The 23,988-nt window shown below is 66.3% G+C and carries 20 protein-coding genes; 17 read left to right on the top strand and 3 right to left on the bottom strand.

The window, feature by feature from the left end; translation table 11 throughout:
• Positions 1-7: 7 nt before the first annotated feature.
• Genes Q9235_RS21680 through Q9235_RS21670 form a run of 3 tightly spaced genes read right to left on the bottom strand, consistent with a single transcriptional unit; the run spans position 8 to position 5,005 of the window.
• Positions 8-1,816, bottom strand: coding sequence for an adenylate/guanylate cyclase domain-containing protein (locus tag Q9235_RS21680; RefSeq protein WP_306223865.1), 1,809 nt, complete (start codon positions 1,814-1,816; stop codon positions 8-10).
• Between the two features lie 16 nt (positions 1,817-1,832).
• Positions 1,833-2,282 (bottom strand): Crp/Fnr family transcriptional regulator, encoded by a 450-nt coding sequence (locus tag Q9235_RS21675; protein ID WP_306223864.1) that lies wholly within the window; start codon positions 2,280-2,282, stop codon positions 1,833-1,835.
• Positions 2,279-5,005, bottom strand: a complete 2,727-nt coding sequence (locus tag Q9235_RS21670) for an ABC transporter ATP-binding protein/permease (RefSeq protein WP_306223862.1) — start codon at positions 5,003-5,005, stop codon at positions 2,279-2,281. Before Q9235_RS21670 ends, Q9235_RS21675 begins: the two co-directional genes overlap by 4 nt.
• Positions 5,006-5,165: 160 nt before the next feature.
• Here Q9235_RS21670 and Q9235_RS21665 point away from each other — a divergent pair, with 160 nt between their 5' ends.
• The 17 genes from Q9235_RS21665 (at position 5,166) to htpG (ending at position 23,746) form a co-directional block, all read left to right on the top strand.
• A complete protein-coding gene (locus Q9235_RS21665; RefSeq protein ID WP_306223861.1) occupies positions 5,166-6,230 on the top strand; it encodes a heparin lyase I family protein in 1,065 nt (354 codons plus the stop codon).
• Positions 6,231-6,257: 27 nt separating this feature from the next.
• On the top strand, positions 6,258-8,135 hold the full coding sequence (locus Q9235_RS21660) for an ABC transporter ATP-binding protein (protein WP_306228391.1): 1,878 nt from the start codon (positions 6,258-6,260) through the stop codon (positions 8,133-8,135).
• Positions 8,132-10,087, top strand: a complete 1,956-nt coding sequence (locus Q9235_RS21655) for an ABC transporter substrate-binding protein (RefSeq protein ID WP_306223860.1) — start codon at positions 8,132-8,134, stop codon at positions 10,085-10,087. The genes Q9235_RS21660 and Q9235_RS21655 overlap by 4 nt, the downstream gene beginning before the upstream one ends.
• A gap of 6 nt (positions 10,088-10,093) precedes the next feature.
• Positions 10,094-11,092, top strand: coding sequence for an ABC transporter permease (locus tag Q9235_RS21650; protein ID WP_306228389.1), 999 nt, complete (start codon positions 10,094-10,096; stop codon positions 11,090-11,092).
• Positions 11,089-12,276, top strand: coding sequence for an ABC transporter permease (locus tag Q9235_RS21645; RefSeq protein ID WP_306223858.1), 1,188 nt, complete (start codon positions 11,089-11,091; stop codon positions 12,274-12,276). Before Q9235_RS21650 ends, Q9235_RS21645 begins: the two co-directional genes overlap by 4 nt.
• A 26-nt stretch (positions 12,277-12,302) precedes the next feature.
• On the top strand, positions 12,303-13,442 hold the full coding sequence (locus tag Q9235_RS21640; protein WP_306223857.1) for a glycosyltransferase family 4 protein: 1,140 nt from the start codon (positions 12,303-12,305) through the stop codon (positions 13,440-13,442).
• Positions 13,439-14,233 carry a polysaccharide deacetylase family protein gene (locus tag Q9235_RS21635; protein WP_306223855.1) on the top strand — a complete coding sequence of 265 codons (795 nt, stop codon included), beginning with the start codon at positions 13,439-13,441 and terminating at the stop codon, positions 14,231-14,233. Before Q9235_RS21640 ends, Q9235_RS21635 begins: the two co-directional genes overlap by 4 nt.
• A 151-nt stretch (positions 14,234-14,384) precedes the next feature.
• On the top strand, positions 14,385-15,665 hold the full coding sequence (locus Q9235_RS21630) for a glycosyltransferase family protein (RefSeq protein WP_306223854.1): 1,281 nt from the start codon (positions 14,385-14,387) through the stop codon (positions 15,663-15,665).
• A 72-nt stretch (positions 15,666-15,737) separates the two neighbouring features.
• Positions 15,738-15,926 carry a twin transmembrane helix small protein gene (locus tag Q9235_RS21625; protein ID WP_306223852.1) on the top strand — a complete coding sequence of 63 codons (189 nt, stop codon included), beginning with the start codon at positions 15,738-15,740 and terminating at the stop codon, positions 15,924-15,926.
• Positions 15,927-16,081: 155 nt separating this feature from the next.
• Positions 16,082-16,678, top strand: coding sequence for an acyloxyacyl hydrolase (locus Q9235_RS21620; protein WP_306223850.1), 597 nt, complete (start codon positions 16,082-16,084; stop codon positions 16,676-16,678).
• 58 nt (positions 16,679-16,736) lie between these two features.
• Complete coding sequence (locus Q9235_RS21615; RefSeq protein WP_306223848.1) at positions 16,737-17,318, top strand: cob(I)yrinic acid a,c-diamide adenosyltransferase; 582 nt, start codon at positions 16,737-16,739, stop codon at positions 17,316-17,318.
• 8 nt (positions 17,319-17,326) lie between these two features.
• Entirely contained in the window at positions 17,327-18,025 is a 699-nt protein-coding gene (locus Q9235_RS21610) for a rhomboid family intramembrane serine protease (RefSeq protein ID WP_306223846.1), read from the top strand.
• Positions 18,026-18,189: 164 nt separating this feature from the next.
• Positions 18,190-18,936 carry an electron transfer flavoprotein subunit beta/FixA family protein gene (locus tag Q9235_RS21605; RefSeq protein ID WP_306223844.1) on the top strand — a complete coding sequence of 249 codons (747 nt, stop codon included), beginning with the start codon at positions 18,190-18,192 and terminating at the stop codon, positions 18,934-18,936.
• On the top strand, positions 18,936-19,880 hold the full coding sequence (locus Q9235_RS21600; protein WP_306223842.1) for an electron transfer flavoprotein subunit alpha/FixB family protein: 945 nt from the start codon (positions 18,936-18,938) through the stop codon (positions 19,878-19,880). The genes Q9235_RS21605 and Q9235_RS21600 overlap by 1 nt, the downstream gene beginning before the upstream one ends.
• Before the next feature lie 82 nt (positions 19,881-19,962).
• A complete protein-coding gene (locus tag Q9235_RS21595; protein WP_306223839.1) occupies positions 19,963-20,847 on the top strand; it encodes a 3-hydroxybutyryl-CoA dehydrogenase in 885 nt (294 codons plus the stop codon).
• A gap of 224 nt (positions 20,848-21,071) precedes the next feature.
• A complete protein-coding gene (locus Q9235_RS21590; protein WP_173044100.1) occupies positions 21,072-21,629 on the top strand; it encodes an HNH endonuclease in 558 nt (185 codons plus the stop codon).
• A 239-nt stretch (positions 21,630-21,868) separates the two neighbouring features.
• Entirely contained in the window at positions 21,869-23,746 is a 1,878-nt protein-coding gene (gene htpG, locus Q9235_RS21585; protein ID WP_306223836.1) for a molecular chaperone HtpG, read from the top strand.
• Positions 23,747-23,988 lie beyond the last annotated feature (242 nt).

The following is a 23,988-nucleotide window of genomic DNA, read 5'->3' as shown; positions in this document are numbered from 1 at the left end:
GCAAGGATCAGCCCTTTTCGCCCGTCTCGCCCTGCTCCTGCACCACTTCTGCCGACGCAGTCGCCTCGCCGCCGGCGACCTCTGGCACCGGCACCGCCACATCCTCGCGCTTGCGGCGGGCGATTTCCGGCGCGCTGGCGAAGCCATAGGCGGTCAACGGCTTCTCGCGCCCCTTGATCGCGATCTTCAACGTCGTGGTGCCGGCATAGCTGCGCCCGCTCGCCCGGATCGTGTCCTCGGACACCACGACATCGGCAAGCACGCGCCGCGTCGCAGATTCGAGCTGGCTCGCGACCATCACCGTCTCGCCGACCGTGATCTCGCGCCGGCCGAGATTGTCGTTCTCGACCGATCCGGTGATGGCGTCGCCGGTATGGATGCCGATGCCGATCCGCAGCGGCAGCGGCAGCGCCGCGCCATATTCGCGGTTGAGCGCATCGAGCGCGCGCACGATATCGCCGGCCGCCGCGATCGCCGCCTGCGCCCCCTTCGACGGCGGGCCCTCCAGGCCGAACACGGCCATGAAGCCATCGCCGTAGAAGGCATCGATCCGCCCTTCATGCGCGGTGATCGCCTGCCCCATCTCGTCGAAGAAGCGGTTGAGCAGGCCGATCAATTCGCGCGGCAATTGCCGCTCGGAGAGCGCGGAGAACGCCCTGAGATCGGCCACCACCACGGTCAGCCCCCGCTTGCCGGCGGCATCGTCCAGATCCAGGGCGCGCCCCGCGCCGGCATTGAGCCGCGAGGCCAGCAGGATCTGCACCTGCAGGTCTTCGCGCGGCCGGATCTGGCAGGCGAGCCGGACGCCTTCGGGCGCCGAGATCCGCCGCAGCAGCTTGGCCTCGTTCGGGCCAGGCTTCGGCAGGTTGTCGTTGCCGTCCATCACCAGCACGCGGCAGGTGGCGCAGCGCGCCCGCCCGCCGCAGAGCGCCGCATGGGGAATGCCGAAGCGCCGGAACATCTCGAGCACGGTCGGCCCCGGCGCCACCCGGCGCGTACCATGACCGACGAAGCGCACCGTGATCTGACGGGTCGTCCGGACCCTGATCTCCCGGGCGCCGATGAACAGCAGGAACGAGGCGACGAGCCCGTAGAAGGCGCCTTTACCCCACATCACGTCCCGGGCGAACATCGCCGCCTGCGCATCGCTGACCAGTTCGGCCGGCATCGCCAGTTGCTCGGCCTCCCGTGCCCCCACGGAGAAGCCGATGATGGCGAGCAGCGGGATCAGGATCGCCGCCAGCAGGAACGGGTCGCGCCAGTGGCGATAGCTGTCGCGGGCGCGCAGCATGAAATGGATGCCGATGATGCCATGCGTCCAGACCAGCAGCAGCAGCAGCGACTGCGTCAGCGCCAGCCCCGGCCAGAGCCGGCGCAGCACGGAACGGTAGCTCTCGTCGACACCGAAATAGATGCCCATGATCCGCGTGCTGATGATGTGGTCGACCAGCAGCAGCGGGATGGCGAGGCCGAGCGCGATCTGCAGCATCTCGCGCAGCGGCATCTTGAAGGTGCGCCGCTGCACCACGCGCAGCAGCGCGAAGACCGGGTGTACGACCAGCGCGCCATAGAGCAGGACCGTTCCGATCCAGGAATGCCAGACGCCATAACGCCAGTTCTGCACTTTCTCCATCGCATCGACGCCGAGGATGCCCACGGCGTGGTTGAGAAAATGGCTCGTGGCGAAGGTCAGCAGGATCAGCCCGGAGACGAACCGGATGTCGCGGCTCCAGGACGAGACCTGGTCCATGCTCGCGCCCATGCCGCCGCGAGGCATCCCGGTGCGGTTCGTGCCTGCGGCTTGCGGCCGGTTCATGCGCTGATCGACCCCGTCAAATGGTTTCGTGCTCTCGCAGCAGAACGGCCGCGAGCCGATGCACCCGGTCGGCCAGATCGCGGCAGACAGCAAGGCTGAACTCCGGCACCGTCTGAAGCAGTTCGAAGAACAGGTCTTTGGGAATCCGCAGGGCCAAAACGCGCGACTTCGCACTGACAGTGATGATGAAAGGCTTGCCGCTGAGCAGCGAAACGTCGCCGGTTATGCTGCCGGTATCCTTCACAAATCGCCGCTCCTCGCCGCCCTCGCCGGGCTGCGATATCTCGACCTCGCCTTCCATGATGACATAGACGCCAGCGAGCTTCTCCTGCGGGCTGATCAGGACGGCCCCGGGCTCGAATTGCAGCCGCTCGCCCATCAGCGCGACGAGCTTCAGCCGCGATGCCGGCATGTCCTGAAACAGCGGCATGCAGCGCAGGCAGCCGATATCGGTTTCCAGACTCATGACCGCGCCTCCATTCGCCCTGTGGTCTCGAAGTGCGACGCCCGGTCGTTGGCCGCCTCGGGCGCGCCGTTCGCCTCGACCGTTCCCGTCGCTCCGTGGAACACCACGCGCAGCGGGACCTCTCCCGCAAGATTAGCATCTCCGACCAGAAGAAACAGCGTCATGCCCGCGCAATAGCCGTGCAGCCGGGCCACGATCTCCTCCGGCTCGTCGGAAATCGCGAGCAGGGCCGAGATATCGAGCACCGCGATCTGCGGTGCCTTGACCAGCGCCTGCACCAGCGGCACGGCCTGCCGCAGCCGGGCCGGCAGGAAGCGCCCGCGGATGCCGCTCTCGGTATCGAGCCCAAGCCGGTACAGCGCATCGCCCAAGCCGGAACGGGAGAGCGCCTGCAGCACGATCTCGCCGACCTTGCGGGCGGCATCGGGCACGCCGTAGCCGATGCGCCCGAACATCAGGTTGTCGCGCACGCTGGCGCCGACCATCACCTTGTCGGGATCGTAGAAATCGACATCGTCGGCCGCATCGGCCGGCAGATGCTTGCGGAAGCTCTCGCGCGCCCGGAGGATGCGCCGTTCCAGCCGGGCGTCGATCAGGTTCAGCCTGTGCTTGGGCTCGATATAGCCGAGTGCCAGCGCCACGAGATCGCGCTCGGTCTCCTGGTCGAGCGGGTTGCGCATGTCGTGCTTGCCCAGCAGATCGGCCAGCTCGTTCAGGCGCTCGAACTCGAAATTGGCGCCGAAGGAATAGCGCTCGAACAGCGCGTGGCCCTGCGGCAGTCCCGCGAAGATTTCGACGACCGTCGCGACGATGCGCCCGCCCATCTCGGCCAAGGGTTCGACCAGCGACTCCGCCTTGAGGATCGACTGGGCATAGGGCTCGAACAGCAGGGTCGCGCTGTCGAAGCGCGTCGTCGTCCGCGTGCCGAAGATCAGGTTCTCGATGATCGGCGCATTGCGGTTGTAGCGGTCGAGCACGAAAGGCTCGATCAGGTCGCTCTGCTGAATCCGCGCGAGCTCGGCGGCGACCACGCGGCGCGCCGTGATGATGCGCTCGATCGCCTGCTCGCTGACGGGCCGTATCACCTTGCCGCCGAGACCGAGCTCGTAGACTTCCTGCGTGCAGCCGAAGACGTCGAGCAACTCATGGACCCGCCCCGCGAGCTCTGCCGCATCGGCCACGCCGACCCCTTCATAGTCGGTCCAGTCCGCCTCGAACGGAAAGGGTGAATTGCCCGAGCGGATCGCCTCGACGAAGCGGCGATGCTCCGGCTGCGAGACCGTGCCGCCCGTCTTCAGGTCGGGGCGCCGGCGCCGCAGCGGCAGCAGGATGTTGTCGCGCATCGAGCCGGCGATGATCTCGGGCTCGTCGCCGGAATAGCCGATGAGATGGCTTGCCCGCTCCACCGACATACCCGCCAGCGGCTCGCCATCGATCAGCACGCGCCCGGTATAGCTCGTCGCCTGCCGGCCGAGGATGCGGCCGAGCACGTCCTTGCCGCCGCCTTGCGGACCGACCACCGCGACCATGCCGGGTCGTTGCAGGCTGAACGAGAGCGGCGTCAGCAGCGGCTGGCCGCGATTGTCCAGCATCTGCACGGATTCGAGCCGGACCTCGCCCTTGGCCGGCAGGACCGAGACGCCGTTCTCCTCCTCGAGGACCAGCGTCTCGTCGCTGTTGAACTGCTGGATCACCTGGTCGTACTTGATCGTGACGTCGTTGCGCTGCTGGTCCCAGTCGATCAGTTCCTTGATCGGCGGCGGCAGGTCGCGATAGGCGGCGATCACCGCAACGAGCTGGCCGATATCGAGCCGCCCCTGCAGGGCGAAGAAGCCGCCGATGGCGTAGAAGAAGAACGGCGTGATCTGGGCCAGCAGGTTGTTCAGGAATTTGACCGCGAATTTGCGCTTGTAGAGCGCGTAGCGGATGTCGAAGAGCCGCCCGAGCCGACCGGCGATGTCGGACTGCACATAGGCCGTCGCGCCATGGCCCTGGATCATCGGCCCGGCATCGACGATCTCGCCGATCCGGCCCGCGAGCTGGCGCGAGGCGATCTGGCGCTCACGGCCGAGCCGGAGCTGCTCGCGCCGCAGGATCGGGATGATGATCGCCTGCGCCAGCACGATCAGCAGCGCGATCGAGCCCAGCCAGAAGCTCTGCGCCATGATGAAGACGAGCGCCGTCAGCGCCTGGCTCAGCAGGAAGACCGGCTGGATGAAGGCATCGCCGACGAAGCCGCCGATCGGCTCGACCTCGTCCTTGATCATGCTGGCGACCTCGGCCGGCTTGACCGATCGGATCTCCTCCGGCCGGAAGCGCATCAATTGGCTGAACAGGTCGTAGCGCATCCGCCTGAGCATCCGCTCGCCAAGGATGCCCTTGCGCACGTTGATGACGTATTTGAAACCGCCATTGATCAGGACCAGCACCAGGAAATAGCTGCTCAGGCCGATCAGCAGCCCGTATTGGCCGACCTGGATGCCGTCTGAAATCTTGTAGCTGGCCCCGCCCAGCCATGACGGCAGGTGCAGGGTGAAGTCCATCAGCGTGGCGGTGGTCCTGCCGTCCTTGAAGGCGCCGCCCTGGATCGCATCGTTGACGATGCGCTTGGGCACGTCGAACGAGGCCCAGTTGAAGGGAATCGAGACAAGGATGATCAGCAGGACGACGACCTGCTCTGCCCGGCTCTTCTGCCAGATGTAACGGAAGAGATTGGACTCCAAAGGGCAACCCTGTACCGAAGCGCTCGCAGCGCAAGCTCGACCGGGTCCGGCGGGCCCGAAACGACCATATGTGGTGAGGTTGCGGCCGAGTGCAATGCGCGCCACGCTGCCGCCGTGCCGGCATTGCAGGGTGGAGGCGAGGTCGATCGTCGGGGGAAGCGTGAACAGGATCGTCGCATCGGGAATGCTGTGCTGCGCGGCGATGATCGGCCTTGCCGGTGCGTTGACGGCCCCGGCGCGCGCCGAAGCCGGCGCCGATCCCAGGCAGCGCATCCTGCGCGACGGCTTCGAACAGGGCGGCTTCGCCCCGGAAGGCGGGCTTTTCTATAAGACCAACCCCGAGCAGCGTTTCGGGCGCGTGATTTTCAACGGCGCGGCGCCCTATAGCGGCGCCGGTGCCGTCACCCTGATCGCGACGCCGTCCTGTCTTCCGCATGCGGTGGGATGCAGCGAGCGGGCCGAGATCTGGGAGCGCCCGGAGGTGCTCGTCCCCTTCTACAGCACGGTCTGGTACGGCTTCGCGCTGCGCCTCAACGATCCGCTCGCCCAGGACGATCGCAGATATGTGATCGCCCAGTGGAAGCGCGAGATTCTGCCGGAGGCCGTCGGCGACTACTCGCCCTTTCTGGCTTTGCGCCTCTATCGCGGCCGGCTCGGCATCACCGTCGAGACCGATCTGATTCCCTCCTACCCGATCGGCAGCAGCGAACGCCCCGCAGGCTGCCTGCCGGGCGAAGCGCTCGTCATCAGCCGCACAGAGGCGCAGCAGACGCGCGCGCTCGTCGCCATCGAGAGCGGCACGACCACGGAGAATTACCCGAGCTATTTCAATGCCTGCGCACCTGGAATCCAGGTCCAGCATCATGCCGACCTGCCCTCGGCACAGCAGGGCTGGATCGATTTCGTCGTCCGCTCCGGGCCCGGCCCCGACGGCGATGGCCGTATCGAGATCATCGCCGACGGCGTCCATATCGTGACCGTCACGGGCCATATCGGCCATGGCGGCCCGGGGCTCGACGACAACCAGTATTTCAAGATGGGCCCCTACCGCGCACCGGCCCCCTTGCCCTGGAGCATCAGCTACGACGATTTCCGACGCGGCCCCCGTTGCAGCGATGTCATCCGCATCGGGCAATGCCCGCCCGAACCGCCACAGGCGTCGAAAGCGATTGGCAAGCCGCCGCTTTCGACGTCTAGTGACGTGAAGAAAGCCAAGGAGCCATAGGTTCCCGGGGACGTGCCGCTGCAGACCATGGATATCCTGCGCATCAACGACCTGCGTATCGGCTTCACGATCCACGGCCTCGCCCGTGACGTCGTGAAGGGCGTCAGCCTGCGCGTTCCCGCCGGCAAGACCGTCGCGCTGGTCGGCGAATCCGGTTCCGGCAAATCGGTGATCTCGCAGGCCATCATGGGGCTCCTGCCCCGCGCCGGCGGCATCACCGGCGGCGAGATCCTGTTCCGCGACCCGCAGGCGCCCGAGACCGTCGTCGACATCGCGACGCTGCCCGCCGAGGGCGAAGGCATCAGGGCGCTGCGCGGCGGCCGCATCGGCATGATCTTCCAGGAGCCGATGTCGTCGCTCTCGCCGGTCCACACCATCGGCGACCAGATCGAGGAAGCGCTGCTCCTGCACCGGCCGATGCCGAAAGCGGAAGCCCGCGAATTGATCGAGGCGATGCTGAGGCGCGTCGGCTTTAAGGACCCGAAGCGCGCCTTCGGACTCTATTCCTTCGAGCTCTCCGGCGGCCTGCGCCAGCGTGCCATGCTCGCGATGGCGCTGATCTGCCAGCCGGCCCTGCTGATCGCCGACGAGCCGACCACCGCGCTCGACGTCACCATTCAGGCCCAGGTGCTCGACCTGATGCGCGATCTCCAGGCCGAGATGGGCATGGCGATCCTGCTCATCACCCATGATCTCGGCGTCGTCGCCAACATGGCCGACGAGGTCGTCGTGATCTTCCACGGCGAAATCATGGAGCGCGGCCCGGTCGAGGACATCTTCCGGCGCCCGCGCCATCCCTATCTCAAGGCCCTGCTCGACGCCTCCCCGCATTTCGACATGCAGGATGGCGAGCGGCTGGTCGCGCTCAGAGAGGCGCGCCCGCGCCCGGTTGTCGCCGCGCCCCCGCCGAAGCCCGCTGCGGACGCAGCCCCGCTGCTCAGCGTCCGCGGCCTGCACAAGACCTATGTCACCGGGTCGCGCGGATTCTTCGGCAAAGGCAGCCAGACCAGCGTCAAGGCCGTCGATGATGTCTCTTTCGATATCAGGCGCGGCGAATGCCTTGGCCTCGTCGGCGAAAGCGGCTGCGGCAAGACCACCGTCAGCAAGATCATCATGCGCGCTGTCACGCCCGATTCCGGCGAGATCGTCTTCGACGACGGGCGCCAGCGGGTCGACGTGCTCGGGCTCGACGGCGAGGATCTCCGCAGGTTCCGCCCGCGCGTCCAGATGATCTTCCAGGACCCGGTCTCGTCGCTGTCGCCACGCATGACCGTGATGAACATCCTGCGCGAGCCGTTGGTCATTCATGACCGGGGCGATGCGGCAGAACAGGACGAGCGGGTGCGCAATCTGATGCAGGATGTCGGGCTCGATACCCGCTTCCTCAACCGCTATCCGCATTCCTTCTCGGGCGGACAGCGCCAGCGGATCGGCATCGCCCGTGCGCTCGCGCTCGATCCGGAACTGATCATCTGCGACGAGCCCGTCTCGGCGCTCGACGTCTCCGTTCAGGCCCAGATCCTCAACCTGCTCAAGGACCTGCAGGCCGAGCGCGGCCTGACCTTCCTCTTCATCTCGCACAATCTCGCCGTGGTGAACTACATGGCGGACCGGATCGCGGTGATGGCCAATGGCAGGATCGTCGAACTGGCGCCGCGCCACGCCCTCTTCACCCGTCCGACCCACCCCTACACCAAGGCATTGCTGCGCTCGGTACCCTTCGCGGATCTCGACCGCAGACTCGACTTCAAGCTGGCGGCGCCCGGCGGGGCCTCCGACGACAGCCACTGGGACAAGGCGTTCAAGGCCGGAGCGGACGAGGACGCACTGGCGCATCTGCCACTCGGCGACGGCCATTACGTGCTGGCGCGGCGCAATGCCGATATCCGGGAGCTGGTGCCATGACGCAGCGCCGCCGCCATCCGACCCGCCGCACCGCCCTGCTGCTCGGCACCGCCGCCCTGGCCGGAGCGAGCCTGCCGCGCCCGTCGCGTGCCGCGCCCTTCTCCGGCCCGGTGATCGACAGCCCGTTCTTCGCGGAGCGTGTCGCAGCCGGCACCCTGCCGCAGGCCGCGGCGCGCCTGCCCGCCAATCCGCGCATCATCGATCTCGCGCAGCGCGGCCGGCAGCCCGGCCGCCATGGCGGCAATATCCGGCTGCTCATGGGCGACCAGCGCGACATCCGCATGATGACGCTCTACGGCTACACGCGCCTGATGGTCTATGACGACAACCTGGAGCTCGTGCCCGATATCCTCGAGAGCTGCGACGTCGAGGAAGGCCGCATCTTCACGCTCAAGCTGCGTGAGGGCCATCGCTGGTCTGATGGATCGCCCTTCACCTCGGAAGATTTCCGCTACTGGTGGGAGGATATCGCCAACAACAAGCGGCTCTCGCCGGGCGGCCCTCCGCAGGCCCTGCTCTCGGCCGGCGAGCCGCCCGTCTTCGAAATCCTGAGCGAGCGGGAGATCCGCTATAGCTGGAGGGTCCCGAACCCGGTCTTCCTGCCGGCGCTGGCGGGCGCCCAGCCGACCTATCTCTTCATGCCCTCGGGCTATCTCAAGCAGTTCCACGAGAAGCACGCCCCCAAGCACGAGCTGGCCCAGCGCGTGAAGGAACACAGGGTGCGGGACTGGGGGGCGCTGCACGAGCGGCTGTCGCGCATGTACCGGCCGGAGAATCCGAAGCTGCCGACGCTGGAACCCTGGCGCAGCACCACGCCGCTCCCGGCCGAACAGTTCGTCTTCGAGCGCAACCCCTATTTCCACCGGGTCGACGAGAACGGCCGGCAATTGCCCTATGCCGACCAGGTGACGATAACGATCGGCACCAGCGCGCTCGTCCCGGCCAAGACCGCGGCCGGCGAGGCCGATCTCCAGGCCCGCTACATCCGCTTCGACAACTACACCTTCCTGAAGGAAGCCTCGAAGCGGATGAATTTCGACGTCAAGCTGTGGAAGCGGGCCGAGGGTGCCTATTTCGCCCTGCTCCCCAACCTGAACGCGATCGACCCGGTCTGGCGCGACCTCAACCGCGATATCCGCTACCGCCAGGCGATCTCGGTCGCGATCAGCCGCAAGGACGTCAACAAGGTCATCTTTTTCGGGCTGGCCCGCGAGAGCGGCAACACCGCCCTCCCTGAAAGCCCTCTCTACGATGCAAGGCTGGCGGAGCTCTGGACCCAGCACGACCCGGCGCTGGCGAACCGGCTGCTCGACGAGATCGGCCTGACCAAGCGCGATGATGACGGCATCCGCCTTTTCCCGGACGGACGCCGGCTCGAATTCACCATCGAGACCGCCGGCGAGAGCACCGAGGAGACCGACATCCTCGACCTGCTGAAGCAGGATTTCATCGATGTCGGCATCAAGATCTATCCGCGCTCGACCCAGCGCGACGTCTTCCGCCGCCGCATCCTCGCCGGCCAGACCGTGATGTCGGCCTGGGCGGGCATGGACAATGCGCTCGTCACCTCCGACATGGAACCGGACGCGCTGGCGCCGACCTCCTCGGCCCAGTTCCAGTGGCCGCGCTGGGGCCAGTTCATCGAGAGCGGCGGCCGCGAGGGCGAACGGCCCGCTTTGGCCGAGGTCAACGAGCTCGTGCGGCTCTACGAGGAATGGCGCGTGAGCTCGACCCGCGACCAGCGCCGCGCCATCTGGCACAAGATGCTGGCGATCAATGCCGAGCAGCTCTTCACCATCGGCGTGATCAACAGCACCTTGCAGCCGATCGTCGTCTCGAACGACCTTCGCAACGTGCCCGAGAAGGGCCTCTACAGCTTCGAGCCCGGCGCCTTCATCGGCCGCTACATGCCTGACACCTTCTGGTTCGACAGGCCAGAAACGAAAGCCTGACGCGTGCTGATCCGCTACATCCTCAAGCGCATCCTGATCATGATCCCGACGCTGATCGTCACCAGCGCGCTGATCTTCACCGTGATCAACCTGCCCGAAGGCGATTATTTCGAGACGCTCGCCGCCGAGATGCAGGCCCAGGGCGAGAAGGCGGACATGAGCCGCATCGAGTTCCTGAAGAAGGAATACGGCTTCGACAAGCCGCCGGTGGAACGCTATGTCCGCTGGGTCGCCGGCCTGCTCCAGGGCGACATGGGCTATTCCTTCGAGTACCAGCGCCCGGTGCGCGAGATCGTCGGCGACCGCCTGATCCTGACGATGATGGTCTCCTTCGCCACCATCATCTTCACCTGGGTCGTCGCCTTCCCGATCGGCATCTACTCGGCCACGCACCAGTATAGCTGGGGCGATTACGGCCTGACCTTCCTCGGCCTCGTCGGGCTTGCCGTGCCGCATTTCCTGCTGGCGCTGGTCTTCATGTATTTCGCCAATATCTGGTTCGGCACCTCGATCGGCGGACTCGTCGACCCCGCCTATCTCAACCAGCCGATGAGCTGGGCCAAGCTCAAGTCGGTGCTCGAGCATCTCTGGATTCCCGTCATCATCATCGGCGCCGGCGGTACCGCCGGCATGATCCGGGCGCTGCGAGCCAACCTCCTCGACGAATTGCAGAAGCAGTACTACGTCACCGCCCGCGCCAAGGGGCTGCCGCCAGGCAAGGCCCTGCGCAAGTATCCGCTGCGCATGTCGCTCAACTTCTTCATCTCGGATATCGGCGACATCCTGCCCTCCATCGTCTCGGGCGCAGAGGTCGTCGCCATCGTGCTCTCCCTGCAGACCACCGGCCCGCTGCTGATCCGCGCCCTGCAGAGCCAGGACATGTATCTTGCCGGCTCCTTCCTGATGTTCCTCTCCTTCCTGACCGTGATCGGCGTGCTGATATCGGACATTGCGCTCGCCATCCTGGATCCCCGCATCCGTCTCCAGGGAGCGGCGACCAAGTGAAGGCGACGACGCTCAACCATCTGCCACCGGACGGCGCAGCCCTGCCCCACGAGGTCTCGACGGCGCCGTTCGAGCCCTATGCCACCGAGGCGATGACGCCGGAGCAGGAGCGGGTCTACCTCGCCTCGCAATGGCAGTTGATGTGGTGGAAGTTCCGCAAGCACAAGCTCGCGGTCATCTCCGCCTTCGTGATCGTCGCCATCTACGCGATGGCGGCCTTTGCCGAATTCCTCGCGCCCTATCACTACACGACGCGCAATACCGATTTCATCCGGGCGCCGGCCCAGAGCATCAATCTCTTCCACGAAGGCAATTTCGTCGGGCCGTTCGTCTACCCGTACACGCTGCGCCTCAACATGGAGAACCTGAAGCGCGAATACGAGGTCGACACGACCCGCCCGCAGAAGCTGCGCTTTTTCTGCAAGGGCGACGACTATAATTTCTGGGGCCTGATCCCCGGCAACACGCATCTCGTCTGCGCACCCGAGGGCGGCACGCTTTACCTGCTCGGCTCCGACCGGCTCGGCCGCGACATGCTCTCGCGTATCCTCTATGGCGGGCGCATCTCGCTCTCGATCGGCCTGCTCGGCGTCTCCGTCTCCTTCGTGCTCGGCGTCATCATCGGCGGCATCGCCGGCTATTATGGCGGCCGCGTCGATCTCTTCATCCAGCGCATCATCGAGATCGTGCAGTCGTTGCCGCATATCCCGCTCTGGCTGGCGCTGGCCTCGATCCTGCCGCCGACCTGGAGCCCGCTGCTGGTCTATTTCGGCATCACCGTGATCCTCGGCCTGATGGACTGGACCGGCCTTGCCCGCTCCGTGCGCTCGAAGCTGCTCTCGCTGCGCGAGGAGGATTACGTCGTCGCCGCCCAGCTCATGGGAGCGAAGCCGCGCCGCATCATCGCACTGCATCTCGTGCCCGGCTTCATGAGCCACCTCATCGCCTCCGCCACGATCACCATCCCCAAGACCATCCTGGGCGAGACGGCGCTGTCCTTCCTCGGCTTGGGCTTGCGGCCACCGATCACGAGCTGGGGCGTGATGCTCAACGAAGCCCAGAACATCAATGTGGTGGCGCTCTATCCCTGGCTGCTCTATCCGGTCGTCCCCGTGATCGTGATCATCCTCGCCTTCAACTTCCTCGGCGACGGCCTGCGCGACGCGGCCGATCCCTACCGCTGACAGCATCACCGACCCCGAAGACCATCTTGCGCATCGCTTTCCACACCCCGCTCAATCCGGTCGGAGACGGCGGCGTCTCCGGCGACCGCCGCATGGCCAGCCAGCTCATGGCGGCGCTCGAAAGCCTCGGCCATGTCGTCGAGCCGGTCGCGGCACCGAAGACCTATTTTCGCGAACCTGATTCCGCCCGCTTCGCCAGTGCCTCGGCCGATGCCGCCCACCTGCGCGATGCCCTGCTCGCCGGCTACGGTGAGGGTCGGCCGCGCCCCGATCTCTGGTTCACATACCACAACTACTATCGCTCGCCGGACTTCCTCGGTCCCGGGATCGCGGCAGTGCTCGGCATCCCCTATGTCACCGCCGAATCCAGCGATTCCGCCCGGCGTGCCACCGGCCAATGGGCAGAGTACACCGCCGTCGTGCGACAAGCCCTGGCCGCCGGCGACGTCCATTTCTACTTCACCGACCGTGACAGGCAGGGGCTCGTGCGCTGGGAGAACGAAGGCACGGCGCTGCTCGCCCTGCCTCCCTTCGTCGCGATCGGCCCCGACCATCAGCCCCGGACCGACGGGCCAGGCCCGCCGCGCCTCGTCACGGTCGCCATGATGCGCGAGGGCGTCAAGCTGGAGAGCTATCTTACGCTCGCCCGCATCCTCGACCGCTGCCGGAAAGAAGACTGGACGCTCAGCATCATCGGCGACGGCCCGCGCCGCGCCGAGGTCGCCGGGGCTTTCGCCAGCTTCTCCGAAGGCCGCATCGACTGGCGCGGCCAGCGCGACCGCGATGCCATCCAGGCCGAGCTCGCCCGACACGACATCTTCCTTTGGCCGGGCATCGGCGAGGCCTACGGATTGGTCTATCTCGAAGCCCAGGCCGCGGGACTGCCGGTCGTCGCCTTCGACAGCGGCGGCGTCGCCGAGACGGTGAAGGCCGACGAAACTGCCTTGCTCGCCCCGGAGCGCGACGAAGAGGCTCTCGCAGCGGCACTCGCCAGCTTGCTGCGCGACAAGGCGCTGCGTGCAGACATGGGCGCCGCCGCACGCCGCTTTATCGTGACGGAGCGCACGATCGCCCGCGCCGCCGAAAGGCTGGCCCAAGGTCTCGCCCTCGCCATGAGGAATCACCGCGCCAAGTCGCAATCGTCCGCCGGGAAAGCCATGCCATGACGGCCTCGCACTGGCAGGCGCTCACCGGCGAGCTCGATCACTGGAGCACGTCCGGCCGCACGATCCGCCTCTGGCTGCGCGACGATGACGCCGTGGCGCCAAGCCCCGCACTCGACCGCCTGACTGGCCTCGCCGAGCGTTTCGCCGTCCCGGTCCTGCTCGCGGTCATTCCCCTGCTGGCCGAGTCCGCACTGGCGACGGCTTTGCGCGGCATGCCGCTGCTTCGGCCCTGCCAGCACGGCAGCAGCCACCGCAACCACGCCCCTGCCGGCAGCAAGAAATCGGAGTTCGGCGCAGAACGCGCCCCCACCGATGTCGATGCAGACATCATGCACGGCCGGCAGCGCCTGCATGATCTCCTCGGAGACGCCGTTCTGCCGGTCTTCGTGCCGCCATGGAATCGGATCGCCCAGAGCCATGCCGCGCGGCTCGGCGCCCTCGGCTTCGCCGGCCTCTCCTGCTTCCGCACCTATCGCCATGGCCCGGAGGGAGGCCCGCGCCTGCTCAACACCCATGTCGACATCATGGACTGGCATGGTGGCCGCGTCGGCCGCCCGGCGCCGGACATCCTCGCCGAACTCGTCGCTCTGCTGGCACAGCGGCGGCAAGCCGAAGCCGGCGACTGCGAGCTGGGCCTGCTCCTGCATCACCGCGACCACGATGACACCGCCTGGTCCGCCCTCGCCGACCTCCTCCAGGCCGCCAGTCACCCAGCCATCCACCTGACCGATCCGGCAAGCTTCGTCCGACCGGCGGATAGCGACCGGCAAGGCGATTCCGAGCCGCGATGACCGCTGCGACCCGCCAAGGTTTTTCTCGTTCGGCGACAGGTCGATGGGCTTGGATCGTCCCCGGCGACCCGTTATAATCACTACAGAGTTTTCCAACTGCGTTCGTCCTCGCCAAGAGGTCGTCTGGCCTTTTCCGGAGGGCGGCGTTCCGATGCCTTCAAACGTCGTCGACCTTGCCGGCGCCGAACGCGCGCCGCGTAGCCCCCATGCTCCGCGCGTCCTGATCTACAGCCACGACACCTTCGGGCTCGGCCATATCCGCCGGTGCCGCGCCATCGCCAATGCGCTGATCGCGAGCTTTCCGCATATCTCGGTGATCATCGTCTCCGGCTCGTCGGTGATCTCGAGCTTCCAGTTCGGCGACGGCGTCGACTATGTCCGCATCCCCGGCGTCGAGAAGCAGAGCGACGGCAGTTACGAGCCGCACCATCTCAATCTCGACCTCGGCGACACGATCCGCCTGCGGGCCGACATCATCAAGCAGACCGTGCTGTCCTTCGATCCCGACGTGGTCATCGTCGACAAGGAACCGGTCGGCCTGCGCGGCGAGCTCAAGCCCTCGCTCGACATCCTGCGCCGGCGCGGCGCCCGCATCGTGCTCGGCCTGCGCGACGTGCTCGACGAACCCGCCGCAGTGCTGGAGGAATGGAGCCGCAACGGCGCGCTGGAAGCGCTCGACACGGTCTATGACGACATTTTCGTCTACGGTCTGGAGAACGTCTATCAGCCCCTGATCGGCCTGCCGGACCAGCACCGCTTCGCCGACAAGCTCCGCTACATGGGCTATCTCAAGCGCGCGGTGCCGAGCCCGATGCCGCCGAACCGCTATCCGCGCATCACCAAGCAGCCCTTTATCCTCGTCACGCCGGGCGGCGGCGGCGATGGCGCCGGCGTGATCGACTGGGTGATCTCGGCCTATGAGACCGATCCGACGATCGAATTGCCTGCGCTCATCGTCTTCGGCCCCTTCATGTCGCGCGAGAAGCGCAAGGAATTCGCCGAGCGCATCGCCCGCAATCCCAAGCTCGAAGGCCTCGGCTTCGAGCCGCGCCTCGAATTGCTGATGAACCGCGCCCACTGCGTCGTGGCGATGGGCGGCTACAACACCTTCTGCGAGATCCTCTCCTTCGACAAACCGGCGCTGATCGTGCCGCGCGTCCGGCCGCGCCTCGAACAGGCGATCCGCGCCGGCCGGGCCGACGAGCTCAAGCTGGTCGATGCCCTCTACGACCCCTCCCAGACCGGCGAGGGCGAACGCGACCCGCGGGTGATGGCCGCAGCGCTCCATGCCCTGCCGCGCCGCCCGCCCCCATCGCAAGCCTTCGTGCCCGATCTGCTCGACGGCCTTCCCGCGATCAGCCGCGCTCTTGCCGGCGACCTCTCCATGCCCGTCCGTGGCCGTGCGCTCGCGCAGACGGCTGCGACGAGCTGACCCACCGTTCGGGCCACGCCGGGCGCGTCGCGGCGCTGGTCAAGCTCCTCTCATGGTCCTAAGCCTGTCGCCATGACGTTTTCCAACACCCTCGTGTCCGTCGCGGTCGGCGCCGTCGCCGTCGTCCTGCTGGTCGGGCTGATCAACATGTTGCGCGGCGGCAGCGCCAACACCTCGCAGCGATTGATGCGCCTGCGCGTCATCCTGCAGTTCGTCGCAATCGTTCTGATCGTCATCGTGCTGTGGTGGCGCAACGGCTGAGCACCTGCGACACTGCGCGCAAGCCTTTGAAATAATTGAATCGAGCTTCCTGCCCGGCTGTGGATGAGAGCCCGACTTTCCGGGCTCCGCCACATTCCGGACACGAGTATGTGTGTTTCACTAACGTCTGCTCACACACCAATTGCCGAAGGCCCATGGTCCGCGTCGCGTTGCTGTCACTTGCCGTCTGCCTGGCCGCCTCTGCCGCTCCCGCGCAGACCCGGTCCCTCTCTGGCAGTGTCTCCAGCTACGCCCCCGCCGCCGAAGCGCCCGCCCCTGCCTGGGAGGCCCGCATAGGCGCCGGCCTCGCCAATCCCGGCGGCCGGGAGAGCGGCCTGCCCAACCTGAGCGCGGACCTGCTGTCGCCACGCCTCATTCCGTTGAGCGACCGCATCGCCGCGGCCTTCATCCCGCGCTTCAACATGGGTGCGAACGTCAATCTCAACGGCACGCGCTATGCCTATGCCGGCGCGACCTGGTCCTTCGACGTGACCCGGGACATCTTCGTCGAGGCGAGCCTCGGCGCCGCCCTGAACGACGGCAAGACCGGGCTGGTCGTCCCCGAGAATCGCCTCGCCGTCGGCTGCAATAGCGGCACGCGCGAAGCCGCCGCCCTCGGTTTCCGGCTCTCGGACCGCTGGAGCCTCGTCACCACGCTCGAGCATTTCAGCACGGTCGGCTGCTCCGACAAGCCCGGCACCGGCAACCGCGGCCCCGCCAATATCGGCGCAAGGCTCGGCTACACTTTCTGACGGCCGGCCCCGGCGCAAACGCGCTTCCGTCCGGCCGCCGCCGCGTTATAAGCGTGGCATGGTCAAGCTCAACCGCATCTACACGCGCACCGGCGACAATGGCACGACCGGACTGACGAGCGGCCCGCGCCGCCCCAAGTGCGACCTGCGCGTCGCCGCCTACGGCACCGTCGACGAGACCAATGCCTGCCTAGGCCTCGCCCGCCTGCATGCAGCCACGGAAGACGCCCTGGTCGATGCCATGCTCGGCCGGATCAGCAACGACCTCTTCGATCTCGGCGCCGATCTCTCGACGCCCGAGACCGACAAGCCCCTGGCTTTCGAGCCCCTGCGCATCGTCCAGGCCCAGGTCGACCGGATCGAGGCCGAGATCGACGCGTTGAATGCCGATCTCGCTCCCTTGCGCTCTTTCGTCCTGCCGGGCGGCACGCCGGCCGCGACCCATCTTCATCTCGCCCGCACCGTGAGCCGCCGGGCCGAGCGCCTGATGACGGAGCTTGCCGCGACCGAGGGCGAGGCGGTCGCCGCGCCCGCCCTGAAATACATCAATCGCCTCTCGGACTTCCTGTTCGTCGCCTCCCGCTACCTCAATGCCAAGGCAGCCGGCGACGTGCTCTGGGTGCCCGGCCAGAACCGCTGAGATCAGCCATGTTCGTCCCCCTGCATGACGGCGTGCCGCTGCGTTTCATGCGAACGCCCTACATCACGTATGGGCTGATCGGGGCCTGCCTCGCCCTGCAGATCGTGCTGCAGCTCTGGCCGGGCCAGGAGGCGGAGCTGGCGATTATGGCCGGCTTCGGCATGATTCCCTCGGTGCTGTTCGGCACGGCGCAACTGCCGGAAGGCCTCGCCCATGTCCCGGCATGGGCGACCCTGTTCAGCAACATCCTGCTGCACGCCAATCTCGCCCATCTCGTCGGGAACATGCTGTTCCTCTGGGTCTTCGGCGACAATGTCGAGGACGCGATGGGCCACGCCCGCTTCCTCGCCTTCTTCTTCCTCTGCGGGCTCGGCGGCTCGCTCTTCCATGCCGGCATGTATCCGGATTCGCAGCAGCCGTTGATCGGCGCATCCGGCGCCATCTCCGGCGTCATCGCCTCCTATCTGATGATCTATCCGCAGGTCCGGATCTGGGGCCTCGCCTTCAACTGGATTCCGATCCACATCCCGGCGCTCTATGCGCTCGGCGGCTGGATCCTGCTGCAAGCCGCCGCCGCGCTGCTCGGCGCCGACGGCAATGTCGGCTGGTGGGCGCATCTCGGCGGGCTGGCGACGGGCGCCGCACTGACCCCGCTCTTCGTGCACCGCAGCATCGCCCTGTTCGGACGTAAGCCCGCCCGTGGCTGAAGCCGCGCTGTTTTGCCCCCGAGCCGTGTCTGGCCGGGCGTTGACAAGCGCAAACGGGCGTCGTTACGGTCCCAACGCATTCCAGCCGAGGGCCGCGATGCCGCTGTCCTGCCGTCAGGTACGCTGCGGTGTGAGGCTCATCTTTTCTGAACGGTGATCTGGCGATGAAGATCTTGGTGCCCGTCAAGCGGGTTGTCGATTACAACGTGAAGATCCGCGTGAAGGCGGACGGGTCGGGCGTCGAGCTCGCGAACGTCAAGATGTCGATGAACCCGTTCGACGAGATCGCCGTCGAGGAGGCCCTGCGCCTCAAGGAAGCCGGCAAGGCGACCGAGGTGGTCGTGGTTTCGATCGGCCCGGCGCAGGCTGCCGAGACGATCCGCACCGGCCTCGCCATGGGCGCCGATCGCGGCATCCTGGTGAAGGTCGAGGGCATCGTCGAGCCGCTCGCCGTCGCCAAGCTCCTGAAGAAGGTCGTCGAGCAGGAAGGCCCCGGCCTCGTCATCCTCGGCAAGCAGGCGATCGACGACGATTGCAACCAGACCGGCCAGATGCTCGCCGCGCTGCTCGGCTGGGGCCAGGGCACGTTCGCTTCCAAGGTCGAGCTGGCCGCGGATTCGGTCGACGTCACCCGCGAGGTCGATGGCGGCCTGCAGACGGTGACGCTCAAGCTCCCCGCGATCGTCACGACGGACCTGCGCCTGAACGAGCCGCGCTATGCCTCGCTGCCGAACATCATGAAGGCGAAGAAGAAGCCGCTCGACGAGACCACGGCCGAAGCGCTCGGCGTCGATGTCGCGCCGCGTCTCAAGGTGCTGAAGACGGTCGAGCCCGCCGGCCGCTCCGCCGGCGTCAAGGTGGCCAATGCCGCCGAACTCGTCTCCAAGCTCAAGACCGCCGGGGTGATCTGATGACCACGTTGCTGATCGCCGAACACGACAACGCCTCGATCAAGGACGCCACCGCCAAGGCGCTGACCGCTGCCGCCAAGCTCGGCGGACCGGTCCACATCCTCGTCGCCGGCCAGGGCTCGAAGGGCGCGGCCGATGCCGCCGCCAAGCTCACCGGCGTCGAGAAGGTGCTGCTCGCCGATGACGCGGCTTACGGCCATGCGCTGGCCGAGCCGCTGGCGGCGCTGATCGTCAAGCTCGCGGGGGCTTACGACGCCATCGCCGCCCCCTCGACCACCACCGGCAAGAACGTGCTGCCGCGCGTCGCCGCCCTGCTCGACGTGATGCAGGTCTCGGATGTCAGCGCGATCGTCTCGCCCGATACGTTCGAGCGCCCGGTCTATGCCGGCAATGCCATCCAGACCGTGCAGTCGACCGACGCCAAGAAGCTGCTCACCATCCGCACGGCCTCCTTCGCGGCGGCAGGCGAAGGCGGCTCGGCCCCGGTCGAGAGCGTCTCGGCCGCCGAGAACTCCGGCAACTCGTCCTTCAAGGGCGAGGAGGTCGCGAAGTCCGACCGTCCGGAGCTGGCCTCGGCCAAGATCATCATCTCGGGCGGCCGCGCGCTGGCCTCGGCCGAGAATTTCGGCAAGGTGATCGAGCCTGTCGCCGACAAGCTCGGCGCCGCGATGGGCGCCTCGCGCGCCGCGGTCGATGCCGGCTACGCTCCCAACGACTGGCAGGTCGGCCAGACCGGCAAGGTCGTCGCCCCCGAGCTCTACATCGCGGTCGGCATCTCCGGCGCGATCCAGCATCTCGCCGGCATGAAGGACTCCAAGGTCATCGTCGCCATCAACAAGGACGAGGAAGCGCCGATCTTCCAGATCGCCGATTACGGCCTCGTCGGCGACCTCTTTACCGTCCTGCCGGAGCTCGACGCAGAACTCGCCAAAGCCGGCAAGTAAGGCCGGCACCACCCTTCCGGGCCGCCCCAGGGCGGCCCGTTCCGCTCCTGCGGGAGCCTGAAAGTTCATCCGGGATCAAACCATGTCGGACCACGCGATCAAGACGATCGGCATCATCGGTGCAGGCCAGATGGGCAACGGCATCGCCCATGTCGCGGCGGCGGCCGGCTTCGATATCCGGCTGCACGACATCGCCGAGGAGCGGATCAACGCCGCGCTCGCGACGATCGACGGCAACATGGCCCGTCAGGTCTCGAAGGGCGCCCTTGCCGAGGAGGAACGCCGCGCTGCGATCGCGCGCATCCGCCCCGCCGTCGGGCTCGCCGATCTCGGCGATTGCGATCTCGTCATCGAGGCCGCGACCGAGAACGAGGAGGTCAAGCGCAAGATCTTCACGGCGGTCTGCCCGCATCTGCGCTCCGATGCGATCCTCGCCTCCAACACCTCCTCGATCTCGATCACGCGCCTCGCCGCCGCAACCGACCGGCCCGAGCACTTCATCGGCATCCATTTCATGAATCCGGTCCCGCTGATGCAGCTCGTCGAGCTGATCCGCGGCATCGCCACCGACGACGGCACCTTCGAGCGCGCCAAGAACCTCGTCGGCAGCCTGCACAAGACCGTTTCGGTCTCCGAGGATTTCCCGGCCTTCATCGTCAACCGCATCCTGCTGCCGATGATCAACGAGGCCGTCTACACGCTCTATGAGGGCGTCGGCTCGGTCGAGGCGATCGACACCGCGATGCGGCTCGGCGCCAACCATCCGATGGGCCCGCTCCAGCTCGCCGACTTCATCGGCCTCGATACCTGCCTCTCGGTGATGCAGGTGCTCCATGACGGGCTGGCCGATTCGAAATACCGCCCCTGCCCGCTGCTTGTGAAATATGTCGAGGCCGGCTGGCTCGGCCGCAAGACCAAGCGCGGTTTCTATGACTACCGCGGCGAGAAGCCGGTCCCGACCCGCTGACGAATCAGGGCGACGGCACAAGAACGGCCAGAAGCCGGCCAGAAGCCATCACAATCCTGCGTTTCACTGCCGCTGACGAGGACAATCCTCGCCGGCGCGCAGGCGCTTGTTTCAGCCGCAACAAGTTCCTTCACATTCCTGTCGTCTCGCGCTTACATTGATCCTTGGACGGGATTCGTCCCGCTCGACGAAGCGGAGGTGCGACGGGTTTGACGGCGCATGTGATGCATCCGATGGCATCGCCGGACGGCTGTCCGGCCTTGGTGCTGAACGCCGATTTCCGGCCGCTCAGCTACTATCCCCTGTCGCTGTGGAGCTGGCAGGACGCGATCAAGGCGGTCTTCATGGACCGCGTCAACATCGTCTCCGAATACGACACCGTGGTCCGCAGCCCGAGCTTCGACATGCGGCTGCCCTCGGTGGTCTCGCTCAAGAGTTATATCAAGCCCTCGCGCACCCCCGCCTTCACCCGCTTCAACGTCTTCCTGCGCGATCGCTTCGCCTGCCAGTACTGCAATACGCGCGAGGAGCTGACCTTCGACCACGTCATACCGCGCTCCAAGGGCGGCCTGACCACCTGGGAGAACGTCGTTGCCGCCTGCTCGCCCTGCAACCTGCGCAAGGGCGACAAGATGCCGGCCGCTGTCGAGATGTTTCCCGCCCAGAAGCCCTATGCGCCGACCGTCAACGACCTCCACCGCAACGGCAAGCTCTTCCCGCCGAACTACCTGCACGAGAGCTGGCTGGACTATCTCTACTGGGATTCCGAGCTGGAGCCGTAAGGCTCGCATCCCGGCTGTTGATGATTGTTACGCACCCCATAAATCCGTCATTCTCCCTATAAGAGCGTGCTGTGGTACCCGATAACTGCGTAACGATTTCGCGTGGTTTCGAGCGTCACACGCTCCGGGCACGCACTGGAACGCATGGCCGGCTGCTATCGACGAACCGACACTTTCGCCGTTGAGGCCCAGCCCCTAAATTCGGTTCCAACACCGTCACTGGCCTTGGACACCGATCAATGACCGCCGCGACCACCGAGCACCGCAGCTTTGAAGCTGACGTCTCCCGCCTTCTGCATATGATGGTTCACTCGGTCTATTCGGACCGAGACGTCTTCCTTCGGGAGCTCATCTCAAACGCCGCGGACGCCTGCGAAAAGCTGCGCTATGAGGCGATCGCCAGGCCGGAACTTCTCGGCGACGAACCTAAGCTCGCGATTACAATTTCCGCTGATGCCGAGGCAGCCAAACTGATCATCGCCGATAATGGCATCGGCATGAGCCGCGACGAGATGATCGAGGCTCTGGGGACGATCGCCCGATCGGGCACGCGCAACTTCATGGAGCGCGTCGCGGCCGCAGAGGGCAAGGAAGGCGCTCAGCTCATCGGTCAGTTCGGCGTCGGCTTCTACTCGGCTTTCATGGTCGCGGGAGAGGTCGAGGTCATCAGCCGTCGCGCGGGTAGCGACGAGGCCTGGGCCTGGTCGTCGAATGGCAAGGGTGAGTTCATCGTGGCGCCGGTCGCGGAGGACGACATCCCTTCTCGCGGCACTAAGGTGACGCTGCAGTTGCTAGACGACGCCAAGACCTATGCGGAGCGCTGGACGCTGGAGCGTATCGTCAGGGAGCAGTCTGGCCATGTCCCGGTCCCGATCACGCTGATTGAGAAGCCTGGAGCGGAGGCCACAACGCTTGCGGACGGCGCGGCGCTTTGGACCAAGCCGAAAGGACAGATCTCGAAGGAGGACTACGCCGACTTCTATCGCGGTGTTGCCGGACAATATGACGAGCCCGCTGCCACGATCCATTTTCGCGCGGAAGGCCTGCACGAATATACCGCGCTAGCCTTCGTACCGGGCGCCCGACCATTCGACCTCTTCGACGCCGACCGCAAGGGCCGGATCAAGCTTTATGTGAAGCGCGTCTTCATCACGGACGAAGCCGAGTTGATGCCGCGCTACCTGCGGTTCGTTCGCGGCATCGTCGACACGACCGATCTCCCGCTGAATGTCTCTCGCGAGATGATCCAGGATAGCCCCCTGCTCGGCGCCATCAAGAAAGGCGTGACCAATCGGGTGCTGTCCGACCTGACCAAACTCACGGACCAGGACGCAGACGCCTTCGCGAAGATCTGGGAGAACTTCGGCGCTGTCATCAAGGAAGGCCTTTACGAGGATTACGAGCGCCGCGCACAGCTGCTCGGCCTCGCGCGGTTCCGGAGCACCGCCTCAGGTGAGGGTTTGCGCAGCCTCAAGGACTATGTTGGCAGTCTCAAGGAGAACCAGACGGCGATCTACTATATCGCCGGCGATGATGCCGGCCGGATTGCGTCCTCGCCACAGCTCGAAGGGTTCCGTGCGCGTGGCATCGAGGTGCTGCTACTTTCCGATCCGGTGGACAGCTTCTGGGCCTCTGCTGCGCCTGAATTCGAAGGGAAGCCCTTCAAGTCGGCAACGCAAGGTTCGGCCGATCTCGGTCTGATTCCGCTTCTCGACGGTGTTGCACCACCCTCATCGGAAATCAGCGAGGAGATCGCATCCCTACTCGCCTCGATGAAAGAAACCTTGGCGAACGAAGTCGCAGATGTCCGATCCTCCGATCGGCTGACCGACAGCGCGGTATGCCTTGTTGCGTCGGACAAGGGCCCGGATCGTCAATTCGAACGCCTGCTCAGCGCAGCTGGCCGCATCGACAGTGCGGCCAAGCCAATCCTCGAGGTGAACCCACGCCATACGATGGTCACGGCCCTCGCGGCGGTGAAGGAAGATGCGTTGCGCACTGACATCGCTCATCTGCTCCTTGATACCGCACGCGTCCTGGACGGCGAGCGCCCAGCCGATGCAGGCGGATTCGCCGATCGGCTCGGCCGCGTGATCGCGAAAAGCCTCGGCAGTTAATCGCGTCTGGAAGCTTTGGGACAAAGTAGGCCCGCCGTCGGGAAAACGGCGGGCCTCTGACCTTCTGTCAGGACTAGGCGGATCCGGCCATCGCCGGGAAATTGGCTATGCCCTCCTGTCGGTTGCGGCCGGTACATCCGCGGCAACGCATCCAACCGGAGAGCAGGCAGGCGCCATGATGGCACCGCGCTGACAACGAGATGGTGATGCCTTTGGTTCCCGCAAGGTGTCCTGCCGCCGGT

Source organism: Bosea beijingensis, from assembly GCF_030758975.1.
GTDB classification, from domain to species: domain Bacteria; phylum Pseudomonadota; class Alphaproteobacteria; order Rhizobiales; family Beijerinckiaceae; genus Allobosea; species Allobosea beijingensis.
The sequence above is the reverse complement of the archived record's forward strand: the minus strand, read 5'-3'. Positions and strand labels throughout refer to the sequence as shown.